We start from the raw sequence: 3,834 nt of genomic DNA, 5'->3' as shown, positions 1-3,834 counted from the left end.
CACAGCACCATGTCCACCGCCACCCAGGCGAACAGCGGCAGCACGCGCGCCGGCGACGAGCGCATGAGATCGAACTGGCGGCGCAGCAGCGCCAGCACACGCCGGCCGTTCATGCGAGCTCGCCGCCGGCCAGGCGCAGGAACAGCGCTTCGAGCGACGACGCGCCGTGTTCGCGCACCAACGCCGACGGCGCGCCGTCGAGCAGGATGCGGCCGCGCGACAGCAGCAGCACCCGATCGCACACCGCCTCCACCTCGGCCATGTTGTGCGAGGTCCACAGCACGCCACGCCCAGACCCGCGCGTGAGTTCGACGATACGCCCGCGCAGCGCCAACGCCGCGGCAGGATCGAGCGAGGCGGTCGGTTCGTCCAGCAGCAACAGCGCCGGCGTGTTCAGCATGGCCTTGGCAAGCCCGACGCGCGCCTGCTCGCCGGAAGACAAAAGCCCACAGCGTCGTCCGGCCAGCGCCACCAGCCCGAACTCCCGCAGCGACGCGTCCACCCGCGCGCGCGGCCGCGCTACGGCATACAGCCCGGCGAACAGGCGCAGGTTCTGGCGCACCGTCAGATTGCCCGGCAGCGCCGCCGACACGGCCGTGAAATTGGCGCGCGACAGCGCCGCCGCGCGCCGGCGGGCTAGATCGATGCCGTCGATGGCGATCTCGCCCGCGTCTGGCTCCAGCAGACCCAAGATCATGTTGATGATGGTGGTCTTGCCGGCGCCGTTCGGCCCCAGTAGGCCGACGATCTCGCCCGGCGCCACGTGAAACGTGACGCCATCCACCGCCCGCCGGCCGGCGTAGGACTTGGCCAGATTCCGCACCGCCAGCACCGGCGTGTCAGTCATGCGAAGGCGCGAGCCGATCCTGCAAAAACGCGCGCAGCGCCGCCGTGGCCTGCGCGCGGTGGCTCAACAGCGCCTTGTCGGCCGGCGCGAGCTGGGCGGCGGTGCAGCCCCGCGCCGGCACCCAGAACAACGGGTCGTAGCCGAAACCGTGGCTGCCGGCTTCCTCGAGCGCGATCTCGCCCTCCCAGGTGCCGGTGAAAATCTGCGGCCACGGATCGTCCGCGTGGCGCAGGTACACCAGCACGCAACGAAAGCGCGCCCGGCGCGCGCCGGCCGGCACGTGTGCCAGGCGCTCGAGCAGCAGGCGCCGGTTGGCGGCGTCGTCGGCGTCAGGCCCGGCAAAGCGCGCCGAGCGCACGCCGGGCGCGCCGCCGAGCGCGTCGACTTCCAGGCCCGAATCGTCCGCTAGCGCCGGCAGGCCGCTCGCCTGCGCGGCGAAGCGCGCCTTCGCGATGGCGTTCTCGACGAACGTGGGCGCCGTCTCCTCGGCCGCCTCGGCGGTGAAATCGGCCAGCGACGCCAGCGTCAGCGGCAGATCGGCCAGCAGCCCGCGCAGCTCGGCGAGCTTGCCGCGGTTGCCGCTCGCCAGCACCAGATGCATCAACCCTCCAGCGCCGCGCGCTGCAGCGCGATCAGCTCGGCCACGCCCTGCTGGCCGAGCGCGAGCATCCGCGTCAGTTCGTCGGTACGGAACGCGTGGCCCTCGGCCGTGCCCTGAATCTCGACGAAGGCACCGGCGTCGTTGATGACCAGGTTCATGTCGGTCTCGGCGGTGGAATCCTCGGCATAGTCCAGATCCAGCACCGGCTGGCCGCCGAAGATGCCGACCGACACCGCGGCGACGGCGCCGTGGATGGGATCGCGCGTCACCGCCCGCCGCTTGCGCAGGCTCGCCACCGCGTCCACCAGCGCCACGTAGGCGCCGGTGATGGCCGCCGTGCGCGTGCCGCCGTCGGCCTGGATCACGTCGCAGTCGAGCGTGACGGTGCGCTCGCCGAGCGCGGTGAGATCGACCACCGCGCGCAGCGCGCGGCCGATCAGGCGCTGGATTTCGAGTGTGCGCCCGCCCTGGCGGCCGCTGGCGGCTTCGCGCTGGTTACGCGAATGGGTGGCGCGCGGCAGCATGCCGTACTCGGCCGTCACCCAGCCGCTGCCGGAACCGCGCTTGAAGCCCGGCACGCGCTCCTCCACGCTGGCGGTGCAGATGACGCGCGTGTCGCCGAAACCGATCAGCACCGAGCCCTCGGCGTGCTTGCTGAAATGACGGGTGATGGTGACCGGACGGAGCTCGTCCGGCCGGCGGCCGCTCGGGCGCATGGGGTGTCCTGGAGGTGGCAAAAGATGGGGCCGGCGCCCGTGGCCACCGCCGTCGGCGGTGCGGGCAAGCCGGGCCGGCATTGTAGCCCGCCGGCCCGAGCCGGCTGCCAGCCGGAGGCGGCCCGGGCCGTCCGCTACACTTGCCGGCCCCTGCCCTTCGCCCTGGATCACCCATGATTTCCAGCATGACCGCCTTCGCCCGCGCCAGCCACAGCGGGCCGCACGGCGAATTCACCTGGGAACTGCGCAGCGTCAACCACCGTTACCTGGAGCTGTCGCTGCGCCTGCCGGACGCGCTGCGCGGTCTCGAACCGCGCGTGCGCGAGCTGGCCAGCCGCGAACTCGGCCGCGGCAAGGTGGACATCACCCTGCGCCACACGCCGCCGGCCGACGCCGCCAGCCTCGACATCAACGAGCCGGCGCTCGGCGCGCTGCTGGCCGCCGCCGCGCAGGTGCGCGAGCACCTAGGCACGCACGCCATGCCGCTGAGTCCGCTCGACGTGCTGCGCTGGCCGGGCGTGATCAAATCCGCCGAGGGCGATCAGGACGCCATCGAGGCCGAGGCGCTGCGCAGCCTGCACGCCGCTTTTGCCGAACTGAAGGCCACCCGCCGGCGCGAGGGCGAGCGCCTGGCGGCGCTGATCGAGGAACGCGCCGCCGGCGTGCTGGAGCTGGCGCAGAAAATCGGCACGCGCATGCCGGCCATCCGCGACGCCTGGCGCGAAAAAATCCGCGAGCGCATCGCCGCGCTCGGTGTGCCCGTCGAGCCGGCGCGGCTGGAACAGGAACTGGTGCTGGCGGCACAGAAAGGCGACATCGCCGAGGAACTCGACCGCATCGCCATCCACATCAAGGAAATCCGCGACTGCCTCGCCAAGGGCGGCGCGGTCGGCCGGCGGCTCGACTTCCTCATGCAGGAGCTCGGCCGCGAGGCCAACACCGTCGGCTCCAAGGCCATCGACATGGAAATCACCCAGGCCGCGGTCGGCCTCAAGGTGCTGATCGAGCAGATGCGCGAGCAAATCCAGAACATCGAGTAAGCCCCCGCACCCCATGACCGCCATCGCGCTGCACGATCCGCACTGTCGCCGCTGCCCGCGCCTGGCGGATTTTCTGGACCGGATACGCGCCGAGCGGGCCGACTATTTCGCAGCGCCGGTGCCGGGCTTCGGCACGCCCGGCGGGCGGCTGCTGATCGTCGGTCTTGCGCCCGGCCTGCACGGCGCCAATCGCACCGGCCGGCCTTTCACCGGCGACTATGCCGGCCTGCTGCTGTACCGCGGCCTGCACGCCAAGGGCTTTGCGAGCGCGCCGGAATCACTCGCCGCCGTCGATGATCTAAGGCTCATCGACTGCCGCATCGCCAACGCCGTGAAATGCGTGCCACCGGCCAACAAACCGACGCCCGCCGAGATCGCCACCTGCAACCCCTACCTGGCCGAAGAACTCGGCCGCCTGCCGGCCGGCGGCGTGATCGTGGCGCTCGGCCGCATCGCGCATCAGGCGGTGCTGCAGGCGCTCGGCGAACGGCCAAGCCGCCATCCTTTCGCCCACGGCGCGCGCCACCGCCTGCCCCGTGAGCGCTGGCTGCTCGACAGCTACCACACCAGCCGCTACAACGTGCAGACCGGCCGCCTGACCGCCGCCCAGTTCGAGGCCGTGCTGGCCGA

At 72.1% G+C, this 3,834-nt stretch carries 5 protein-coding genes; 2 read left to right on the top strand and 3 right to left on the bottom strand.

What is annotated here, in order from left to right; genetic code table 11:
* Nucleotides 1-109: 109 nt before the first annotated feature.
* From PHC73_RS12235 to rph, 3 genes are read right to left on the bottom strand one after another with little or no spacing between them, the layout of a single operon-like run.
* Entirely contained in the window at nucleotides 110-847 is a 738-nt protein-coding gene (locus tag PHC73_RS12235) for an ABC transporter ATP-binding protein (protein WP_300128668.1), read from the bottom strand.
* Nucleotides 840-1,448, bottom strand: coding sequence for an RdgB/HAM1 family non-canonical purine NTP pyrophosphatase (rdgB, locus tag PHC73_RS12230; RefSeq protein WP_300128665.1), 609 nt, complete (start codon nucleotides 1,446-1,448; stop codon nucleotides 840-842). The genes PHC73_RS12235 and rdgB overlap by 8 nt, the downstream gene beginning before the upstream one ends.
* On the bottom strand, nucleotides 1,448-2,164 hold the full coding sequence (gene rph / locus PHC73_RS12225) for a ribonuclease PH (RefSeq protein WP_300128662.1): 717 nt from the start codon (nucleotides 2,162-2,164) through the stop codon (nucleotides 1,448-1,450). Before rph ends, rdgB begins: the two co-directional genes overlap by 1 nt.
* A gap of 173 nt (nucleotides 2,165-2,337) precedes the next feature.
* On the opposite strand from rph, the gene PHC73_RS12220 reads away from it, so the two are divergent.
* On the top strand, nucleotides 2,338-3,204 hold the full coding sequence (locus tag PHC73_RS12220; protein ID WP_366949876.1) for a YicC/YloC family endoribonuclease: 867 nt from the start codon (nucleotides 2,338-2,340) through the stop codon (nucleotides 3,202-3,204).
* 13 nt (nucleotides 3,205-3,217) lie between these two features.
* Nucleotides 3,218-3,834: uracil-DNA glycosylase (locus tag PHC73_RS12215; RefSeq protein ID WP_300128656.1), on the top strand; the 617-nt coding region annotated here is incomplete at its 3' end.

The organism is Immundisolibacter sp. (assembly GCF_028696615.1).
Taxonomy (GTDB): Bacteria; Pseudomonadota; Gammaproteobacteria; order Immundisolibacterales; family Immundisolibacteraceae; genus Immundisolibacter.
Note: the sequence above shows the minus strand (reverse complement) of the source record. Positions and strands in the feature narration are given on the sequence as shown.

Coding starts and splice junctions, on each gene's coding strand:
- rdgB (WP_300128665.1), bottom strand. CDS start 1,448: ATGCATCTGGTGCTGGCGAGCGGCAACCGCGGCAAGCTCGCCGAGCTG.
- PHC73_RS12220 (WP_366949876.1), top strand. CDS start 2,338: ATGATTTCCAGCATGACCGCCTTCGCCCGCGCCAGCCACAGCGGGCCG.
- rph (WP_300128662.1), bottom strand. CDS start 2,164: ATGCGCCCGAGCGGCCGCCGGCCGGACGAGCTCCGTCCGGTCACCATC.
- PHC73_RS12235 (WP_300128668.1), bottom strand. CDS start 847: ATGACTGACACGCCGGTGCTGGCGGTGCGGAATCTGGCCAAGTCCTAC.